The organism is Plantactinospora siamensis, from assembly GCF_042434095.1.
GTDB lineage: Bacteria > Actinomycetota > Actinomycetes > Mycobacteriales > Micromonosporaceae > KBS50.
The window spans coordinates 354,697-372,462 of the sequence record NZ_JBHLUE010000004.1 but is presented as its reverse complement, the minus strand read 5'-3'; the positions used below and the strand labels follow the sequence as shown (position 1 = coordinate 372,462).

Sequence of the window (17,766 nt, the reverse complement as noted above, 5' to 3'; positions counted from 1 at the left end):
GGTCGTGAAGGAGGCAGGGGTGACGGACGGACGGTCGCGGCGGCGGGTCGACACCCGCCAGCGGCTCTTCGAGGCCGCGGTCGCGCTCATCGCCGAGCAGGGCTACTCCGCGACCACCGTGGACGACATCGCGGCCCGGGCCGGGGTGGCCAAGGGGACGGTGTACTACAACTTCTCCTCCAAGACGGCGCTCTTCGAGGAGCTGCTGCGGCACGGCATCGGCCTGCTCACCGACGCCTTCCGGGCCGCGGTGGCCGGGTTGCCGCCCCGGGAAGCGCTGGAGGCCCTGGTACGTGCCCAGCTCGAGTACATCCAGCGGTACCGGGCCTTCGCCCAGCTGCTCCTGTCAGAGATGTGGCGGACCAACCGGGAGTGGCAGCAGACGCTGCGCCTGCTGCGGGCCGAGGCGATCGGGGTGATCGGCGAGACCGTCCAGGCCGGCGTGGACGGCGGCGAGCTGCCGGCCGACCTGGACGTACGGCTGGCATCCTCGGCGCTGTTCGGGGTCGGTCTGGTGGTGGCGGTGGACTGGCTGGTGTTCCAGCCCGACCGGCCGATCGCCGAGGTGCAGGAGTCGCTGCTCGCCATCGTGCGCCGGGCAGCCCACACCTGAGGCTCGCCGGCCCCCGGGGCGGTTAACAGGGGGCCCTTCCTATACAAAAAGTGATAACAAGGGGCCCTTCCTTGCAGCCGCGGGCGGCGTAATTGCGTTGATGATCGGCGGGCATCGTCGCAGGCTGGGGGTTCAGCACAGCCGCTCCGGGGGGACCCACATGCTCTTGTTCCGTGACCTGTGGGCCACCTCGCCCCGCCGCACCGCCCTGGTGGCGTGCCTGATCCTGCTGGGCGCCACCGGCCAGGCGGCCGCGTCGGCGCTGGCCGGCCCGGTCCTGGTGCACCGCTCCGGCACCTTCTTCGTGCTGCTGGCCGTGGCGCTGGTCGCGGCCGTCGGGTCCGACCTGGCGGTCGGGCTGATCGCGGCCGGGCTCACCGCCGACTGGTCCGCCGACGTACGCCGGCGGCTGTGCCGGGTGGCGCTCGGGCAGGAGCTGCCCACCCTCGAAACCACCCCGGTGGGGGAGCTGCTCGACCGGATCGACGGGGACGTCTACCAGGTGGCTTCCGAGTTGCGCGGCACCGGCGTACGGCTGGCCCAGTTCGTCGGCACGGGCCTGCTCTCGGTGCTCATCGCGCTGGTCGTCTGGTGGCCGGCCGGGCTGGCCATGTTCGCGCTGACCGGCGTGTTGGCGGTCGGGCTGCGCGAACCCACCCGGCGGATCGGGCCGCTGCGGATGGCCGAGGAGGAGAGCTGGTCGGACCTGGCCGCCGTGATGGAGGAGTCCATCCACGGCCAGGACGACGTGCGGACCAGCCTGGCCCGGCCGTACGTGCTGCGGCTGTACGCGCAGCGGGCCAGCCGGGTGCTCTCCCGGGGCCGGCGGGTGTGGCACCTGACCGCCCGGGTCACCACGGTGGCCACCGTGGTCACCCGGGCCGGCATCGTGGCCGTGGTCCTCGGCGGCGCCTGGGCGCTGGCCGCCGGCCGGATCGACGGGGCCCGGCTCACCGCGGTCTGGCTGCTGGTGATCGCGTTCGGAGCCACCGTGGAGCACGTCAGCAGGATGGTGCCCGAGCTGCAGTACGCGCTCGGCGCCTGGGGGCGGGTGCAGTTGCTCCAGGCCGCCCGGCAGGAGCCGGGCGGCGGGGCCGAACCGGAGCCCGGCGACATCGAGGTGCGCGGCCTCACCTTCGGTTACGGCGGGCCCGGTGCCGACTCCGAACGCGGCCCGGCGCTCCGGGACGTACGGCTGCGCTTCGTGCCTGGACGGTCGTACGCGCTGATCGGGCGCACCGGATCGGGCAAGTCGACGCTGGCCAAGGTGCTCACCCGAGCCGTCGACGTGCCCCGGGGGACCGTCTTCCTGGCCGGCGCCGACCTGCTGGACCTGGACCTGGAGCGGCTGCGCCGGTGGATCGCCGTGGTGCCGCAACGGACCGAGATCCTGGCCGGCACGCTGGCCGAGAACGTGGCCCTGTTCGATCCGGACCTGCTGGACGCCGCCGGCCGGGCCCTGGACGAGCTGGGCCTCACCGGCTGGGTGGCGGAACTGCCCGACGGGCTCGCCACCCGGCTTGGCGAGGGCGGCCATGTGCTGTCGGCCGGGCAGGAACAGCTGGTGGCGTTCGCCCGCATCCTCGTCCGCGACCCGCAGGTGGTGATCCTCGACGAGGCCACCGCCCGGCTGGACCCGGTCACCGAGGCGCGGGTGCAGCGGGCCACCGAACGGCTGCTCATCGACCGGATCGGGATCGTCATCGCGCACCGGCTCTCCTCGGTGCGCCGCTGCGACGAGGTGGTGGTGCTGGCCGACGGCGCGGTGCTGGAGGCGGGACCGCTGCGCGAGTCGGAACGGTTCGCCCAACTGCTCGCGACCAGCCACGTCGGCGCGTACGCGGGCGTGGGCGCGGGACCGGCGGGCCCCGGGACCGGGTCGCTCACCGGGACCGGCGACGGCGCTGGCGACGACCCGGCGGCCGTGCCGGACGGCGCCTCCCGGCCCACGGCGGTGGCCGGCGCCGTCCCGGCGGTGGCCGGCCCCGCCGCGGCGGCCGGGGTGGTCCCGGCGGTGGCCGACGTTGCCCCGGCGGCCGGCGGGGCCGATGTTGCCCCGGCGGCCGGCGGGCCGGACCGGGCCGAACCGCCGGAGCTGCCGCCGGCACCCCCGGCCCGGACCATGCGGCAGATCTTCCGGCTGGTGGCCAACGACCCGCGGTACGGGTTCGGCGCGCTGGCGTTCTTCCTGCTGGTCACCGTGCTCGGGCTGGACGGCTCGGTGTTGCCCTGGCTCTGGGCCGACCTGGTCGACGGCCTGGACGACCCGCTGTGGCCGGCCGTGGGGATCGTGGCCGCGCTGGTCGTCACCCTGCCGGTGCCGTGGTACACCAACAAGTGGTTCCCCGAGTGGTGGGTCCGGCAGATGCTGCGGATCAGCCTGCGCCTGGTGCACGGCCAGACCGGGCCGCGACGGGTCAGCCGGCACACCCCCGCCGAGGTGGTGGCGCAGGGCGGCGACACCGAGCGGGTGGTGCAGCTCGCCGACAACGTCATCGACCAGATCGCCTGCGTGGTCATCCTGGTCTCGATGACGGCGGTGTCCGGCTCGCTGGTCCCGGCGCTGTTCTTCGCCGGGACGATGCTGGTCTCCGGGCTGGCCGCGACGCTCTTCGGGCCGCGGCTGGAACGGCTGGCGCGGCGTACCGTCAAGGCGCGGGCGGCCTTCGCCACCGCGCTGGTGTCCTCGCTGTCGTCGGCGCGGACGGTCAAGCTGGCCGGTGCCACCGGACCGGTGCTGGCGCACCTGGCCCGGCTGGACCGGGTACGCAGCGACCGGCAGCGCCGGGAGATCTCCGTGCAGGTGCTCGCCCGCTCGACGCCGTCGATGGTGAGCGGGCTGCTCCCGATCGGCGCCTGGGCGCTGTTCCTCGGCGGCGGGCTCTCCGCCGGCGCCACCCTGGTGGTGGTTTCCACCCTCGGCGCCGCCCGGTGGTTCGCCTGGACGACCGCGTCGCTGATCTCCCAGCTGCCCTCGGCCCGGGTCTGGACCCGGCGGACCGTGGAGATGTCCGGGGTGGCCGACTACGCGGCGGCCGTGCCGGGGGTCGACATCTCCGCCGGCACCGCTCCGGCGCCCGCGCTGCCGCCGCGGCGCCCGCTGCGCCGGCTGGACCTGGCCGGCTTCACGGCGGTGCACGAGGACGGCACGATCGCCGTCCGGGACGTCCAGCTGAGCGTCGAGCGCGGCCAGCTGGTGCTGGTGGTCGGCCCGGTCGGGTCGGGCAAGTCGTCGCTGCTGCGGGCGCTGGCCGGCATCGCGCACCACACCGGCGAGCTGCGCTGGAACTCGGAGCCGGTGACCGAGCCGGAGCTGTTCCTGCGGCCCAACCAGGTCGGGTACGTCGGTCAGGTGCCCCGGGTGCTGTCCGGGACGGTGGCCGACAACATCGCGCTGGGCCACCCGGTCGACGCGGCCGGCGCGGTGGCCACCGCCCAGCTGGAGCACGACCTTACGGCCGCCGGGAGCGGGCTCGGGCTGCTGATCGGGCACAAGGGGACCCGGCTGTCGGGCGGCCAGCTGCAACGGCTCGCCCTCGCCCGGGCGCTCGCGCCGCGTACCGAGCTGCTGGTGGCCGACGACGTGTCGTCGGCGCTGGACGTCACCACCGAGCTGGAGCTGTGGCGGGCCCTGCGCGCGCACGGGGTCACGGTGGTGGGCTCGACGTCCAAGCGGGCGGCGCTCGACCAGGCGGACAAGGTGCTGGTGCTGGTCGGCGGCCGGGCCGTGGCGCAGGGCCGCTGGGACGAGCTGGCCGACGAGTGGGGCCACCTGGCCGGCTGATCCCGCCCGGCGGGGAGATCTTGGAATCTCGCTGCCTCCGGGGGCAGCGAAATTCCAAGATCTGTTGTTTGCTGCCATGCAGACGCTTGGGAGGGCAGAGGGGCGGGGGTGGGGCGACGTTGACGGAGACCAGTCCTGCAATTGAACGGCTGCGTGCCGACCTGGCAGCCGGCATCCCGGACGCCGCGCCGGGGTTCTGGCGCCAGGTGGCGGCGGCCGGCACCCCGCTGGTGGAAGAGGTCGAGGACGGCTCGGCCCTGGTCACCTTCTTGTGGCGGGGAGAGGCGGCCGAGACCAGCGTCTGCTGGGGGGTCGAGGCCGAGCTGCGCCGCATCGAGGGCACGGACATCTGGTACGCCTCGCGGCGGCTCCCGACCAACCTGCGGACGCTCTACTACCTGGCGCACGGACCGGCGTACCGGTGGCGCTTTCCGCCGGATGCGTCCGGCGCCGGTCCGTCCCATGTGGATCCGCTGAACCGGTCGCCCTTCCTGTTTCCGCCCGATCCGGCCGATCCCACCGACCGCCCGTGCTGGGCCAGTCAGGTCGAGCTGCCCGTGGCGCCGGCGGAGCGGTGGAGCCTGCCCCGGCCGGGGGTGCCGCGCGGCACCCTGCTGCGGACGAGCATCCGCACCGCGGCCCTCAGCGGGCGTCGTAGGCTCGCGGTCTACCGGCCCCCCGGCCCCCGGCGCCGGCCGCTGCCCCTGCTGGTGGTCTTCGACGGCCATCTGTCCCGGACCGTGCTGCGGATCCCGACCACCCTGGACAATCTCATCGCGGCCGGCGAGATCCCGCCGACCATGGCGGTCTTCGTGGCCAACCCGAGCGGCGGCCGGCGGTCCCGGGAGCTGCGGCCCGCCCCGGCCACCCGGGCCTTCGTCACCCGGGAGCTGCTGCCGATGCTCCGGCGCCGGTGGCCGGTGACCGACGACCCGGGTCAGCGGATCATCGCCGGATCGTCCCTGGGCGGCCTGGCCGCGGCGTACGTGGCGCTGGAGGCGCCGTCGGAGTTCGGCGCGGTCATCGCCCAGTCCGGCAGCTTCTGGTGGCCCATCAAGACCGAGACCACCGAGCCCGAGTGGCTGACCCGCGAGTACGCCCGGCGGCCCCGGGCGCCGGTGCGGTTCTGCCTCGATGTCGGCGACCGCGAGGACATCGAGCCGGGCAACGGCCAGCTCGACCAGCTGTCGGTGAACCGGCGGTTCCGCGACATGCTGGTCGAGCGCGGCTATGAGGTGAGCTACTCCGAATACTCCGGGGCGCACGACTACATCAACTGGCGTCGGACGTTCGGCGACCACCTGCGTACCCTGCTCGCATGGCCGGCCTAGCCCCCGCCGCACCCCGCCAAGATCTGCCGCCTTCGGGATGTGCCGGGCGGGACAGCGGGCGAGAGCCTGGTCGGGGGGAGGCGGGAGGGCGCTCGCCGGGACCTGGATCGCGACGACGCCGTCGAGGTACGGTCACGCTCGGCGGGCGAATGCCCGCACCGGGCAGCGGTCAGAAGGCCCGCTGGTACTGGGCGGGCCAGCCGGGCTCGGCGCCGAGCTTGGCCGCCGCGCGCCGGGCCCAGTACGGGTCGCGCAGCAGCTCGCGGCCGAGCAGCACCAGGTCGGCCTGGCCGCCCGCGACGATCTCCTCGGCCTGCTCGGGCTCGCTGATCAGGCCCACCGCGCCGGTGGGAACACCGGCGTCCCGACGTACTCGGGCGGCCAGCGGCACCTGATAGCCCGGGCCGAGCGGGATGTCGGCCCGGGCGGCGGCGCCGCCGGACGAGCAGTCGATCAGGTCGACGCCGGCCGCGGCCAGCTCCTTGGCCAGCACCACGCTGTCGTCAACGGTCCAGCCGCCGTCGGTCCAGTCGGTGGCGGAGATGCGGGCCAGCACCGGCACGTCGGGGCCCACCGCGGCGCGTACCGCGTGCGCCACCTCCACAGCCAGCCGCATCCGGCCCGCGCGGTCTCCGCCGTAGGCGTCGGTGCGGTGGTTGGTCAGCGGGGACAGGAACTCGTGCAGCAGGTAGCCGTGCGCCGCGTGGATCTCCACGGCGGCGAAGCCGGCGTCCACCGCCCGGCCCGCCGCGTTGGCGAAGCCCGCCACCACCCGGGCGATGCCCGCCTCGTCGAGCGCGGTCGGCACCCGGTACGACGGCACGAACGGCTCGGCGCCGGGGCCCACCGGGGTCCAGCCGCCGTCGTCGTCCGGGACGCCGCCCCGAGCGTCGGCCCAGGGCCGGTACGTCGATGCCTTGAACCCGGCGTGCGCGAGCTGCACCGCGGGAACGGCGCCCTGCTCGGCCACGAACCGGGTGATCGGCCGCCACGCGTCCACGTGGGCGCCCGACCACAGCCCGGTGTCCTGCGGGCTGATCCGACCCTCCGGCGCCACGGCCGTGGCCTCGGTGAGCACCAGGCCCACCCCGCCGACGGCGCGGGCGCCCAGGTGGATCCGGTGCCAGTCGGTGGGCAGCCCGTCGGGGCCGGCACTGTACTGGCACATGGGCGCCATGGCGACCCGGTTGGGGAGGGTGACGTTACGCAGGTCGAGCGGTTGGAACAGCGATGTCACGGCGTACTTCCTCGGGATAGGCGGCGGTCCGGGTCGAGCGCGTTGGCGCGTCAAGAAGGGTCCCCTGCTATACCGGAAGCGATAACAGGGGGCCCTTCCTTGCAGCTCAGGCGGGGGCGGGGACGGGGGCGGGGTCGCGGTCGTCCTCGCGGGCGGGCTCGCCGGCCGGAACCGGATCGACCAGCTCGCGTCGACCGATCGAGTCGTACCGGGTCCGGTCCAGGATGCCCTCCCGGGCGGCCACCACGGTCGGCACCAGCGCCTGGCCGGCCACGTTGGTGGCGGTGCGCATCATGTCCAGGATCGGGTCGATGGCCAGCAGCAGGCCGGCGCCGGCCAGCGGCAGGCCCAGCGTGCTCAGGGTCAGCGTGAGCATCACCAGCGCGCCGGTCAGGCCCGCGGTGGCGGCCGAGCCGACCACCGAGACGAACACGATCAGCAGGTAGTCCACCGGCCGCAGGTGCAGGCCGAAGACCTGGGCCACGAAGATCGCGGCGAGCGCCGGATAGACCGCCGCGCAACCGTCCATCTTGGTGGTGGCGCCGAACGGCACGGCGAACGAGGCGTACTCGCGGGGCACGCCCAACCGCTCGACCGAGCGCTGGGTCACCGGCATGGTGCCCACCGAGGAGCGGGACACGAAGGCCAGCTGGATGGCCGGCCAGGCGCCGGCGAAGAAGCGCAGCGGGTTGAGCCGGCCGGCGGCGACCAGCACGACCGGGTAGACCACGAACAGCACGAGGGCGCAGCCCACGTAGACGGCCGTGGTGAACTTGGCCAGCGGGGCCAGCAGGTTCCAGCCGTACGCGTCGACGGCGTGGCCGATCAGGCCGAGCGTGCCCAGCGGGGCGAGCCGGATGACCCACCAGAGCGCCTTCTGGACGATCTCCAGAACGGACCGGTTGAGGTTGACGAACGGCTCGGCCACGGCGCCGGCGGCGAGTGCCGCGGCGCCCACCACGATCGCCAGGAAGACGATCTGCAGCACGTTGCCATCGACGAACGCGCCCACCGGGTTGGTCGGGATGATGCCGGTGAGGAAGTCGGTCCACGAGCCGGTGTGCTTCGGCGGGGCGGCGCCGGCCAGGTCGAGCGTCACGCCCCGACCGGGGTTGATGAGCAGGCCGAGGCCGATCCCGATGAGCACCGCCACCAGCGCGGTGATGGCGAACCAGAGCAGGGTCTTGGCGGCCAGCCGGGCGGCGTTGGTGACGCCGCGCAGGCTCACCACGCTGACCACGAGCGCGGTGAACACCAGCGGCGGGACGGCCAGCTTGAGCAGCTGGATGAAGAGGCTGCCGACGGTGCCCAGGGTGCTGGACAGCCAGGCGGCATCGGTGGATCGGGCCACGAAGCCCAGCAGCACGCCGAGCACGAGCCCGGCGAGGATCTGGACCGAGAACGGAATTTTGCGCAGAACGGTGGGCATTGCGACGTCCAGTCGGTTTCTCTCGGGTGGCGGGCCGGTCGGGGCCCGTGGGGCGGGTCTGAGGTCGCCGCTCGGGATTGACCCGGACGGCGTGGGGTCAGCGCGAACCCGGACAGACGCCACTGGCCTGACGTCGCAGATCGACGTACAGGCGCACGGTGAGAAACCAGATGTTGGTCATCGTTGGACGACGATACGCCCTGCGACCCGGCGGCTGGAAGGAGCGCTGGTCGTGATGCTCCTTACGGGTCGGCAGGGAATACCGGATCGACCGGCTTCTTCGGATCGGCCGGGCGCAGCGCCAGCGCCGCGCCGAGGAGGGCGGCCCAGAGCACCAGATCGGCCAGCAGCAGCCGCTCCAGCACCCCGGCCACGTGGCCCCGCCCGACCAGCAGCATCGCCAGGCCGACCGCGGCCGACAGCGGCAGGGCGACCGCGGTCGCCGTGCCGGACAGCCGGCGCAGCGCCGGGACCGGCGCGTACAGGGTGACAGCCGCCATGGCGAAGACGCACGACGCGACCGCCGCGATGCTCGCGCCGCCGTGCGCCAGGTCGGCCACGTCGGTCCGCTCGAACGGCGGCAGCGGGCAGCCGGCGCTACAGGTCACCAGCCCCGAGGTCGCGGTGGCGGCGCCACCGGCCACCAGCAGCGCCGCGGCGATCCGCACGGCCGGCCGCAGGGCCGCGGCCAGCAGCAGCAGCCCGGCCGCGAGGCCCAGCACGCCACCCCGGTACGTCCCCGCATACCCGCTGTCGGCGACGCCGGCCTCGCTGACGTACCCGGTGAACCCGGCGGTGGGGCCGGCGACCAGCGCGACGATCACCGCGGTCGCGCCCGCCGCGGCGCAGAACGTCGCCGCGGCGCCGGCCACCCGGTGCCGTGACGTGGCCCCCATCACCCGGCGCCGCGCCGCGGTCCCGACCACCCGGCGGGAGCCAGCCATGCGCACCGGTCCTTGATCACCCGGCAAACCTATCCCGGGCGTGGTGGGGTGGGTGCCGGCTATCCTGACCGACGGGCCGGGCCACCGTGATCCGGACCGCACGGCCCGCCACCCCCCTCGCTGTGCCCGAGCCCGGACCGGGCGAGGACCGCAGCCCGTCCGCGAAGGGTTGAGCCGATGACCACGGCGTACCTCGTCTCCGGTGTCCGCACCCCGATCGGCCGCTACGGCGGCGCGCTGGCCGGCGTCCGGCCGGACGACCTGGCCGCGCACGTGATCCGCGAACTGGTGGCCCGGCACCCGAGCGTGGACTGGTCGGCCGTCGACGACGTGATCCTGGGCTGTGCCAACCAGGCGGGCGAGGACAACCGGAACGTGGCCCGGATGGCGGCCCTGCTCGGCGGCCTGCCGGAGAGCGTGCCCGGCAGCACGGTCAACCGGCTGTGCGGCTCCGGCCTGGACGCGCTCGCGTCGGCGGCCCGGGCCATCGTGGCCGGCGAGGCCGACCTGGTGGTGGCCGGCGGGGTGGAGAGCATGACCCGGGCGCCGCTGGTGATGCCCAAGGCCGGCACGGCCTGGTCGCGCACGCCCGAGGTGTTCGACACGACGATCGGGTGGCGGCTGGTCAACCCGCGGATGAAGGACGGCTGGGGCATCGACTCGATGCCGGAGACGGCCGAGAACGTGGCCGCCGAGTACGGCATCGACCGGGCGAGCCAGGACGAGTTCGCGCTGCGGTCGCAGCAGCGGGCCGCCAAGGCGCAGGCCGACGGCCGGCTGGCCGAGGAGATCGTGCCGATCGAGGTGCCCGAGGGCCGGCGCGGCACCCGGCTCGTCGAGGCGGACGAGCACCCCCGGGAGACCTCCCTGGAGAAGCTGGCCGCGCTGCCCACGCCGTTCCGCGCCGGCGGCACGGTCACCGCCGGCAACTCCTCTGGGGTCAACGACGGCGCCGTGGCGCTGCTGGTGGCCAGCGAGGCGGCGGTGTCCCGGTACGGCCTGACGCCGCTGGCCCGGGTCGTCGGTACGGCCGTGGCCGGAGTCCCGCCGCGGATCATGGGGATGGGGCCGGTGCCGGCCACCCGCAAGCTGCTCGGGCGCACCGGCCGGGAGCTGGCCGGGATCGACGTGGTCGAGCTGAACGAGGCGTTCGCCGCGCAGTCCGTGGCCGTGCTGCGGGAGCTGGGCCTGCCGACGGACGCCGAGCACGTGAACCCGAGCGGCGGCGCCATCGCGCTCGGCCACCCGCTGGGCGCCAGCGGCGCCCGGCTGGCCCTGACCGCGGCCCTGGAGCTGCGCCGCCGGGGCGGGGCCCGGGCGCTGGCCACCATGTGCATCGGCGTCGGCCAGGGCATCGCGATGCTGCTCGAATCGGCCGACTGACGCGCGGGCCCGGACGACCCGGGCGCCGCCGAGCGGCTCGCGGGCCCCGGCCGGCTGGGGCGACCGGCGGACCGACCGGCGGGGCGGTGCGACCGGTCGGCTGGAACGGTTCGATTCGTCGATCTCACCCCCTGCCGGGCGACGCCGGTGCGCCGTATGCTCGTGACCCATCGGGCCGGCGGGCGCCGGCCGTCGAGCACGTGAGGCGGACGATGCGACAGCCGGACGAGCCACCCGTGGAGATCGACCTCAGCCGGCCCAGCGCGGCACGGGTGTACGACTACTTCCTCGGTGGCGCGCACAACTTCGAGATCGACCGGCAGCTCGCCGAGCAGATCTCCAGGATGACCCCGAACCTGGCCGACACCATGCGGGCCGGCCGGGCGTTCCTGCGCCGGGCCGTGCGGGTGCTGGTGGACTCCGGGATCGACCAGTTCCTCGACATCGGCTCGGGAATACCGACGGTGGGCAACGTGCACGAGGTGGCGCAGGCGGTCAACCCGGCCGCCCGGGTCGTCTACGTGGACATCGACCCGGTGGCCGTGGCGCACAGCCGGGAGATCCTCGCCGACAATGACCGGGCCGTCGTGCTGCACGGCGACCTGCGGGAGCCGCAGCGGATCCTGGACGAGGCCAAGGCCACCGGCCTGATCGACTTCGGTCGGCCGGTTGGGGTGCTGCTGGCCGGGGTGGTGCACTTCATCCCGGACTCCGACGACCCCGGGGGCATCCTGGCCACCCTGCGCGCCGCCACCGCGCCCGGCAGCTACCTGGTGATCTCGCACTCGACGTACGAGGACCAGCCGCAGGAGATGCTGGACGCCCAGCGGCTCTCGGCGCGTACGGCCACCGAGATCACGCTGCGCTCCCGGGCCGAGATAACCGGCTTCTTCGGCGACTTCACCCTGCTCGATCCGGGTGTCGTGCACATGCCGCTGTGGCGGCCCGACGCGCCGTCCGACGTGGACGACCATCCGGAGCGGTTCGGCGCGTTCGGCGGCGTCGGGCGGAACGACCACCGGGGGTAAGCCGTGTCGACGCCGGCGCCGGAGCCGGGCGAGGCGTACGACCGGCCCGGGGCGCAGCGGTACGCGCAGCGCTGGGCCCGGGCCGTGGCCGGCCTCGGGTACGTGCCCATGAGCTCACCCGAGACCCAGGACATGCTGCTCGGCCACACCCGCCGGTTGGCGCTGGCGGTGCTGGCCGAGCCGTTCGACCCGGACGTCGGCGAGGAGGTCGGCCGGGCGCTCGTGGCCGCGCACCTGACCGAGCCGGCGATCGTCGAGGAGTCGATCCGGGCGCTGGCCGCCGAGCTGCTGCCGGAGGTGCTGCCGGCGTACCGGAACTCGGTCCCGCACCGCGACCGCGTCGCCCGGCTGCAGGGCACGGTGGCCGCCGGCTTCGCGCGGGCCCTGCGGGACCGGACGTTCGCCCAGCAGGAGCGGATCGCCCGGTCCGCCTGGGTGGCCCGGGACCAGGTGGAGCAGGCCCTGCGGGACAGCGAGACCCGGTTCCGGGCGCTGTTCACCGGCGCCGCGATCGGGATCGGCATCGCCGACATCGACGGGCGGATCGTCGACGTCAACCAGGCCTTCGCCGACATGCTCGGCTACTCGGTGGACGAGCTGCGCCGGATCAACGTGGCCGAGCTCTTCCACCCGGACGACGCGGAAGGGATGTGGGACCTCTACTCCGAGCTGGTCGAGGGCAAGCGGGACACCGCCCGGCTGGAGAAGCGGTACTACCGCCGGGACGGCAGCCCGCTCTGGACCGACCTCGCGGTCTCGCTCATCCGGTACGACGACGGCCGGCCGCGGTACACGGTGGCGATGATCGAGGACATCACCGAGCGGCAGGAGCTGCAGCAGCGGCTGCGCTTCCAGGCGCTGCACGATCCGCTCACCGGGCTGCCGAACCGGACCCTGTTCTTCGAGCGGCTCGACGCCCTGGTGGCGACGGCCGGCCCGGACGCCCTGGTCGGAGTGTGCTTCCTCGATCTGGACGGGTTCAAGTCGGTCAACGACACGCTCGGGCACGGCATCGGGGACCGGTTGCTGGTCGTGGTGGCGCAGCGGCTCGGCTCCTTCGTGGCCGGCCAGGGCCACCTGGTGGCCCGGATGGGCGGGGACGAGTTCGTCATCCTGGTCGAGGAGTGCGGCGGTCGGGACGACGCGGTGGCGGTGGCCGAGATGGCCCTCGCGGCGATCGGCGAACCGATCCTGGTCGACGGCCAGCGGATCACCGTCTCGGCCAGCGTGGGCGTGGTGCACGGCCCGCTCGCCGTCACCACCTCCTCGGAGCTGATGCAGGCCGCCGACACCACGCTGTACTGGGCCAAGGCCGAGGGGCGGGGCCGGTGGGCCGTGTACGACCCGCAGCGCGGCGCCCGGGACCTGGCCTCGTCGGCGCTGGCCACCCGGCTGCCGGTGGCGCTGGAGCGCGGCGAGTTCGTCCTGGAGTACCAGCCCATCGTCCCGCTGCACGGCGGGCCGACCTGCGCGGTGGAGGCGCTGGTCCGGTGGGACCATCCCGAGCTGGGCCGGCTCGGGCCGGACCGGTTCATCGGGCTGGCCGAGCAGACCGGGCTCATCGTCGAGCTGGGCCGCTGGGTGCTGCGCCGGGCCTGCGCGGACGCCAGCGGGTGGCTGTGCCGGCATCCCGGCGCGCGGCTGGTGGTGAGCGTCAACCTCGCCGCCCGGCAGGCCGCGGACGCCGGCATCGTGGACACGGTGGCCGAGGCGCTCCGGGACGCCGGCCTGCCGGCCGAGCTGCTCCAGCTGGAGCTGACCGAGAGCGCCGTGATGGCCACCGCGGGGGAGCCGCTGCGCTCGCTGCGCCGGCTCGCCGCGCTCGGCGCCCGGCTCGCGATCGACGACTTCGGCACCGGCTACTCCAACCTGGCGTACCTGCGCCGGCTGCCCATCCACACGGTCAAGCTGGCCGGCGAGTTCCTGATGGACGTGGGCGCGGACGACGCGCTGGGCGCCCGCGGCGAGCGGATCGTGGACGCCCTCGTCCGGCTGGCCCACGCGCTGGACCTCACCGTGACCGCCGAGGCCGTGGAAACCGCCGAGCAGGCGGCCCGGCTGCGGGCGCTCGGCTGCGACACCGGGCAGGGCCGGTGGTTCGGCCCGCCGGTGCCGGCCGCGGAGATCGACGCCGCGCTCGCGAATGGCGGCCCTTGCGCCGATGGGGCAGGCTGAGCGGGTGAACATGTCCGACACCGCGGGGCTCGTGACGCTGCTGGCCGGGCTGGCCATCGTCGTGGGACTGCTCTCGATGGTCCTGCCCGGGCTGCCGGCGCTGCCGCTGTGCTGGGGCGGGGTGCTGATCTGGGCGCTGTTCGGCGGCGCCGGTCCGGGCCGCTGGCTGGTGCTGGCCGTGGCCACGGTGCTGGCCCTCGGCGGCACGGCCATCAAATACATGTTGCCCGGCCGCAACCTCAAGCGCAGCGGCGTGCCCACCCGGTCGCTGTTCGCGGGCGCCCTGCTCGGGATCGTCGGCTTCTTCGTCATCCCGGTGGTGGGACTGATCATCGGCTTCGTGCTGGGGATCTTCCTGTCCGAGCTGGCCCGGCTCGGCGACGCCGGCCGGGCCTGGCCGTCCACGAAGTACGCGGTGAAGGCGGCCGGGCTGGCCGTGATGATCGAGCTCTGCGCCGGCCTGGCCATCGCGGCCACCTGGATGGCCGGCCTCTTCCTGGCCTGAGTGGATGTCGGTGCGGGTCACGGTGCTGGGCGGGCTCGGCGGGTTCCCGACCGCCGAGCAGGGCTGCAACGGGTTCCTGCTGGAGCACGACGACCGGCGGGTGCTGGTCGACCCCGGCTACGGCACCCTGCCGGAGCTGCTGCGCCGGGTCCCGGCCGGCGCCGTCGACGCGGTGTACGTCAGCCACGGCCACCCGGACCACTGCGCCGACCTGCATCCCCTGCTGCGCGTCCGGGCGCTCACCGACCGTTCCGGTCCGGCCCTTCCGGTGTACGCCCCGACCGGCGCGCTGTCCCGGCTGCTCGCAATCGACGAGCCGGGGCTGATCGAGCCGGCCTACCGGCTGCACGAGTTCGAACCCGGCGCCGAGCTGGACATGGCGGGCCTGCGGGTGGCCACCCGGGCGCTGCCGCACTGGCTGCCCAACGCGGGCGCCCGGTTCACCGGCCGCGCCGCCAGGGTGGCCTGGACCGGGGACACCGGGCCCTGCCCCGAGCTGGTGGAGCTGGCCCGGGACGTGGACCTGCTGATCGCCGAGGCGACGTACCCGGACCAGATGCCGGAGCGGCACGCGGGCAACCTGTCGACGGCGGCCGAGGTCGGCGCGTACGCGACCGAGGCCGGGGCGCGGCGGGTGCTGCTCGCGCACGCCTGGCCGGGCACCGACCCGGCGGCGCTGCTGGCCGCCGCCCGCCGGCACTACCCCGGCCCGATCGCGGTGGCCGAGCCGGGCCTGGTCATTGAGCTGCGATAATCCGGTGGAGGTCGGCCGGGGCGACCCCATAGCCTCCCGCGCATGACACTTTCCTTTGACCGGGCCGGCAGCGGCCCGACCGTGGTCCTGCTGCACTCCGGGGTGGCCGATCGGCGGATGTGGGATCCGCAGTGGCCCGTCCTCACGGCGGCCGGCTACGACGTGCTCAGGTGTGACTTCCGGGGGTACGGGGAGACTCCCGTGGCAACGGAGTCGTACGACGATGCGGAGGACGTGCGCGACCTGCTCGACTCGGTCGGGTTGGGCCGAGCGGCGGTGGTCGGATCGTCGTTCGGCGGCCGGGTGGCGCAGGAGTTCGCGGCCCGCTGGCCGGACCGGGTGACGGCGCTCTGCCTGCTCTGCCCGGCGTCCCGGCTGCACCCGCCGACCGACGACATCCGGGCGTTCAACGAGCGGGAGGACGAGCTGCTGGAGGCCGGCGACGTGGCCGGCGCGACCGAGCTGAACGTGGCGACGTTCGTCGGGCCGGAGGCGTCCGCGCAGACCCGGAAACTCGTGGCGGAAATGCAGCGGCATGCGTTCGAGGCGCAGCTCGCGGCGGGCGACTCGGCGGCACCGCCGCGGCACGAGGACTTCGACCTGACCGCCGTGACCGCCCCCACCCTGGTGGTCTCCGGCGACCGGGACCTGGACTACTTCCGGTCCACGGCCGAGTTCCTGGCCGGCGCCATCCCGGGCGCCGAGCATGTCCGGCTGCCCTGGGCCGGCCACCTGCCCTCGCTGGAGGATCCGGACCGCACCAACCCGCTCATCCTGAACCTGCTGTCCCGCCACCGCTGATCCCGCGCACCGTCCGCGCGGCGCCGGAGCACGGCCGGCCGCCGTGCCGACGGGCACGGCCGGATCGGCTTATTGACCTGGGTGGATCATCGGGTTCAGACTGCTCGAACCGGTGTGCAGGGCCGGTCGCCTCCCGGCCGCGAGGTGCACACCCCGGGCAGGGAGGTGCGCCATGACCACCACCGACGACCGGATCCACGACGACGGCCAGGACGAGGACAGCCGCCGGCTGGCCGAGCTGGGCTACAAGCAGGAGCTGCGGCGCACCTGGAGCGGCTTCTCCAACTTCGCCATCTCGTTTTCGATCATCTCGATCCTGGCCGGCTGCTTCACGACGTTCGGCCAGGCGTGGAACAACGGCGGCCCGGTGGCGATCTCCTGGGGCTGGCCGCTCATCTCGCTGTTCATCCTGATCATCGGCTTCTGCCTGGCCGAGCTGGTGTCGGCGTACCCCACGGCCGGCGGGATCTACTGGTGGGCGGCCAAGCTGGGGCGGCCCATACACGGCTGGTTCACCGGCTGGTTCAACCTGATCGGGCTGGTCGCGGTGACCGCCTCGGTCGACTACGGCTGCGCCACCTTCCTCAACCTGACCCTCTCGGCGCTCTTCGGCGGCTGGGCCGGCACGCTGCACCAGGCATTCCTGCTGTTCGTGATCATTTTGGCGCTGCACTGTGCCATCAACATCTTCGGGCACCGGATCATCGACGTGCTCCAGAACGTCTCGGTGTGGTGGCACGTGGCCGGCGCGGCCGCCGTGGTGCTGATCCTGGCGTTCGTGCCGGACCGGCACCAGAGCTTCCAGTTCGTCTTCACCGAGCGGTTCAACCACTCGGGGTTCGGCGGCGGGACCGGCGACGCGACGTTCTGGTTCTATGTGCTGCCGCTGGGCTTCCTGCTCACCCAGTACACGATCACCGGCTTCGACGCCTGCGCGCACGTGTCCGAGGAGACCCGGGGCGCGTCCCAGGCCGCCGCCCGCGGGCTGTGGCAGTCCATTTTCTATTCGGCCATCGGCGGCTGGGTGCTGCTGCTGGCGTTCCTGTTCGCGGCCACCAACGTGGACGCCATCAACAAGGCGGGCGGCTTCTCGGGCGCCATCTTCGCTACCGCGCTCACCCCGTTCTTCTACAAGGCCGTGATCATCATCTCCACGATTGGCCAGTTCTTCTGCGGGATGAGCTGCGTGACGTCGATGAGCCGGATGACGTACGCGTTCAGTCGGGACCGCGCCGTGCCCGGCTGGCGGCACTGGTCGGCGGTCAACCGCAACGGCACGCCGGTACGCGCCATCCTGGCCGCGTCGGTGGCCGGCCTGGTGCTCACCCTGCCGGCCCTCTACCAGAGCAAGGCCGGGGTGCCGGTGGCGTTCTACGCCGTCGTGTCGGTCGCGGTGATCGGCCTCTACCTCGCGTTCCTGATCCCGATCGCGCTGCGGCTGCGGATGGGTGACCGGTTCGAGCCCGGACCGTGGACGCTGGGCCGGCTGTCCCGGCCGCTGGGCTGGATCGCGGTCATCGAGATCGTCATCATCTCGATCTACTTCATCCTGCCGATCGTGCCGGCCGGCGTGCCCGGCAACGCCGACTTCAGCTGGTCGGCGGTGAACTACGCGCCGATCGCGGTGGGTGGCATGGTGCTGGCGGTGGGCCTCTGGTGGTTCGCCTCGGCCCGGAATTGGTTCACCGGCCCCCGCCGCACCGTCGAGGCGCCGGAGTCGACCGCGGGCTGAAGGGCCTTCCTTCTCGCCGGCACGGGGTTTGCCGGCGGGTGCCGGCTGGG

The 17,766-nt window shown here is 74.0% G+C and carries 13 protein-coding genes; 10 read left to right on the top strand and 3 right to left on the bottom strand.

Annotated features, from left to right (window positions below; genetic code table 11):
* The first annotated feature begins 19 nt into the window (after window positions 1–19).
* The 3 genes from ACFFHU_RS06600 to ACFFHU_RS06590 all read left to right on the top strand — a co-directional run bounded on the left by ACFFHU_RS06600 (window position 20) and on the right by ACFFHU_RS06590 (window position 5,728).
* Entirely contained in the window at window positions 20–613 is a 594-nt protein-coding gene (locus tag ACFFHU_RS06600) for a TetR/AcrR family transcriptional regulator (protein ID WP_377336749.1), read from the top strand.
* Window positions 614–773: 160 nt separating this feature from the next.
* Window positions 774–4,397, top strand: coding sequence for an ATP-binding cassette domain-containing protein (locus ACFFHU_RS06595; RefSeq protein ID WP_377336747.1), 3,624 nt, complete (start codon window positions 774–776; stop codon window positions 4,395–4,397).
* Between the two features lie 119 nt (window positions 4,398–4,516).
* Window positions 4,517–5,728: an alpha/beta hydrolase-fold protein gene (locus tag ACFFHU_RS06590; RefSeq protein WP_377336745.1), complete on the top strand. Its 1,212-nt coding sequence runs from the start codon at window positions 4,517–4,519 to the stop codon at window positions 5,726–5,728.
* Between the two features lie 169 nt (window positions 5,729–5,897).
* Here the strand turns inward: ACFFHU_RS06590 and ACFFHU_RS06585 are convergent, their stop codons facing one another.
* The 3 genes from ACFFHU_RS06585 to ACFFHU_RS06575 all read right to left on the bottom strand — a co-directional run bounded on the left by ACFFHU_RS06585 (window position 5,898) and on the right by ACFFHU_RS06575 (window position 9,338).
* A complete protein-coding gene (locus tag ACFFHU_RS06585) occupies window positions 5,898–6,965 on the bottom strand; it encodes an NADH:flavin oxidoreductase/NADH oxidase (RefSeq protein ID WP_377336743.1) in 1,068 nt (355 codons plus the stop codon).
* A 106-nt stretch (window positions 6,966–7,071) separates the two neighbouring features.
* Window positions 7,072–8,382, bottom strand: a complete 1,311-nt coding sequence (locus tag ACFFHU_RS06580; protein WP_377337260.1) for a dicarboxylate/amino acid:cation symporter — start codon at window positions 8,380–8,382, stop codon at window positions 7,072–7,074.
* 254 nt (window positions 8,383–8,636) lie between these two features.
* The gene (locus tag ACFFHU_RS06575; RefSeq protein WP_377336741.1) at window positions 8,637–9,338 is read right to left on the bottom strand and encodes a DUF998 domain-containing protein; all 702 of its coding nucleotides are present in this window, start codon (window positions 9,336–9,338) and stop codon (window positions 8,637–8,639) included.
* Between the two features lie 177 nt (window positions 9,339–9,515).
* Here ACFFHU_RS06575 and pcaF point away from each other — a divergent pair, with 177 nt between their 5' ends.
* The 7 genes from pcaF (at window position 9,516) to ACFFHU_RS06540 (ending at window position 17,716) form a co-directional block, all read left to right on the top strand.
* Window positions 9,516–10,721 carry a 3-oxoadipyl-CoA thiolase gene (pcaF, locus tag ACFFHU_RS06570; protein WP_377336739.1) on the top strand — a complete coding sequence of 402 codons (1,206 nt, stop codon included), beginning with the start codon at window positions 9,516–9,518 and terminating at the stop codon, window positions 10,719–10,721.
* 212 nt (window positions 10,722–10,933) lie between these two features.
* Window positions 10,934–11,749 (top strand): SAM-dependent methyltransferase, encoded by an 816-nt coding sequence (locus tag ACFFHU_RS06565; protein ID WP_377336737.1) that lies wholly within the window; start codon window positions 10,934–10,936, stop codon window positions 11,747–11,749.
* A 3-nt stretch (window positions 11,750–11,752) separates the two neighbouring features.
* Complete coding sequence (locus ACFFHU_RS06560; protein WP_377336735.1) at window positions 11,753–13,924, top strand: putative bifunctional diguanylate cyclase/phosphodiesterase; 2,172 nt, start codon at window positions 11,753–11,755, stop codon at window positions 13,922–13,924.
* 10 nt (window positions 13,925–13,934) lie between these two features.
* Window positions 13,935–14,429 (top strand): DUF456 domain-containing protein, encoded by a 495-nt coding sequence (locus ACFFHU_RS06555; RefSeq protein ID WP_377337259.1) that lies wholly within the window; start codon window positions 13,935–13,937, stop codon window positions 14,427–14,429.
* A 4-nt stretch (window positions 14,430–14,433) separates the two neighbouring features.
* On the top strand, window positions 14,434–15,183 hold the full coding sequence (locus tag ACFFHU_RS06550; protein ID WP_377336733.1) for an MBL fold metallo-hydrolase: 750 nt from the start codon (window positions 14,434–14,436) through the stop codon (window positions 15,181–15,183).
* A gap of 42 nt (window positions 15,184–15,225) precedes the next feature.
* Entirely contained in the window at window positions 15,226–15,984 is a 759-nt protein-coding gene (locus tag ACFFHU_RS06545) for an alpha/beta fold hydrolase (RefSeq protein ID WP_377336731.1), read from the top strand.
* 172 nt (window positions 15,985–16,156) lie between these two features.
* Window positions 16,157–17,716, top strand: a complete 1,560-nt coding sequence (locus ACFFHU_RS06540) for an amino acid permease (RefSeq protein WP_377336729.1) — start codon at window positions 16,157–16,159, stop codon at window positions 17,714–17,716.
* The last annotated feature ends 50 nt before the right edge of the window (window positions 17,717–17,766 follow it).

Excerpts from the sequence above, each read along its gene's own strand:
- ACFFHU_RS06565 (WP_377336737.1), top strand. The coding sequence starts at position 10,934 with ATGCGACAGCCGGACGAGCCACCCGTGGAGATCGACCTCAGCCGGCCC.
- ACFFHU_RS06545 (WP_377336731.1), top strand. The coding sequence starts at position 15,226 with ATGACACTTTCCTTTGACCGGGCCGGCAGCGGCCCGACCGTGGTCCTG.
- ACFFHU_RS06555 (WP_377337259.1), top strand. The coding sequence starts at position 13,935 with ATGTCCGACACCGCGGGGCTCGTGACGCTGCTGGCCGGGCTGGCCATC.
- ACFFHU_RS06540 (WP_377336729.1), top strand. The coding sequence starts at position 16,157 with ATGACCACCACCGACGACCGGATCCACGACGACGGCCAGGACGAGGAC.
- ACFFHU_RS06575 (WP_377336741.1), bottom strand. The coding sequence starts at position 9,338 with ATGGCTGGCTCCCGCCGGGTGGTCGGGACCGCGGCGCGGCGCCGGGTG.
- ACFFHU_RS06550 (WP_377336733.1), top strand. The coding sequence starts at position 14,434 with ATGTCGGTGCGGGTCACGGTGCTGGGCGGGCTCGGCGGGTTCCCGACC.
- ACFFHU_RS06595 (WP_377336747.1), top strand. The coding sequence starts at position 774 with ATGCTCTTGTTCCGTGACCTGTGGGCCACCTCGCCCCGCCGCACCGCC.
- pcaF (WP_377336739.1), top strand. The coding sequence starts at position 9,516 with ATGACCACGGCGTACCTCGTCTCCGGTGTCCGCACCCCGATCGGCCGC.